The sequence below is a fragment of the Roseateles sp. genome (assembly GCF_049240545.1).
GTDB lineage: Bacteria > Pseudomonadota > Gammaproteobacteria > Burkholderiales > Burkholderiaceae_C > Paucibacter_A.
Map to the genome: position 1 here is coordinate 1 of NZ_JBMLSK010000070.1, position 1,576 is coordinate 1,576.

Consider the following 1,576-nt stretch of genomic DNA (forward strand, 5'->3'; position numbering starts at 1 on the left):
TTCTGATGTTCAGAACTCCCGAGTTCCAATTCAATGAGCGGCAGTTCCTGGGAGATTGAGGACCGCTGCCGATGGCCACCGACGACTTCTTTCGAGCCCGTCTGGATCAGATGATCGATCTGCGCCATCCGCTGTCGGTACTTGCCACGCGCATGCCGTGGACTGACATCGAGGCGGCGTTGGCGCCAGTGTTGGCGCACCGCGACCGCAAGGGGCGGATGGTCGAAGGCGCGGACATGTTCGGCCCGACCGTTGCTGTGGCCGGTGCCGGCATCAGCAACGCAGGCCGGCCGCGGCTGCCCATTCGCCTGATGGTGGCGCTGCTGTATTTGAAGCACGCCTACAACGAGAGTGACGAGTCTCTGGTCGAGCGCTGGGCGCAGGACGTGTACTTCCAGTTCTTCAGCGGCCAGGTCTACTTCGAGCCGCGTCTGCCGTGCGACCCCGCCCAGATCAGCCGCTTTCGCCGCGTGCTGGGTGAGGCAGGTGTCGAGCAACTGCTCAAGACCACCATCGAGGCGGCAGTCTCGATGGGCGCTGTGAAGAAGACCGAGTTCGAGCGCGTCATCGTCGACACGACCGTGCAGAGCAAGGCCATCGCCCACCCGACCGACAGCCGCTTGCTGGAGGTGGCGCGCGAGAAGGTCGCCAGGCTGGCCAAGCGCGCCGGCATCCAGCTCAAGCAGACCCACGAGCGCGAAGGCAAGACCTTGCGCCGCAAGGCTGGCGGCTATGCTCATGCCAAGCAGTTCAAGCGGCTGCGCGGTGTGCTCAAGCGGCAGCGCACGATCCTGGGGCGGCTGCTGCGCGAAGTGCGCCGCAAGATGGCCGGTCTGACCGACGATGCCCGCACGCGACTGGACACCTGGGTGCAGCGCGCCGAGCGCATCCATACGCAGCGCCCCAAGGACAAAGACAAGCTGTACGCCCTGCATGCGCCTGAGGCCGAGTGCATCGGCAAGGGCAAGGCCCGGAATCCGTACGAGTTCGGCGTAAAGGTCAGCTTGGCCGTGACGCACCAGCACGGGCTGATGGTGGGCGCACGCAGCTTCACCGGCAACCCATACGATGGCCACACACTGGCCGCGCAGATCGAGCAGACCAACACGCTGCTGCAGGACATCGGCGTGAAGCCAACGGCCGCCATCGTGGACCTGGGCTACCGAGGTGTGGACAAGGAATTGGCACCAGTGGAAGTCATTCACCGCGGCAAGTTCAAGTCGCTCACGCCCCAACAGAAGACGTGGCTGAAGCGGCGCCAGGCCATCGAGCCGCTGATCGGTCACACCAAGGCCGATCACCGCATGGACCGGTGCTGGCTGAAGGGCGCCGCGGGCGACGCGCTACACGCGGTGCTGTGCGCGGCGGGCTTCAACATCCGCTGGCTGCTGCGCGCGATCGCGCGTCTGGGCCTGCCAGGCCTCTTGTTGGCCTTGTTCGCGCTGGCCCTGCATGGCGGCGCCAGCGGGAGAAACCTAGTTCAGCCGGCGCTTAAGCCGACACCCCGATGACTGGATGCCGCCACGAATCCCGCCATTGGGTCCAGAGCTTCCGAAATGAATTTCGCAAGTCCGAC

Annotated in this window: 1 protein-coding gene; it reads left to right on the plus strand. The window is 65.3% G+C overall.

Annotated features, from left to right (window positions below):
• Positions 1-71 precede the first annotated feature (71 nt).
• Positions 72-1,511 carry an IS5 family transposase gene (locus ACOVRJ_RS04000; RefSeq protein ID WP_422042606.1) on the plus strand — a complete coding sequence of 480 codons (1,440 nt, stop codon included), beginning with the start codon at positions 72-74 and terminating at the stop codon, positions 1,509-1,511.
• Positions 1,512-1,576 lie beyond the last annotated feature (65 nt).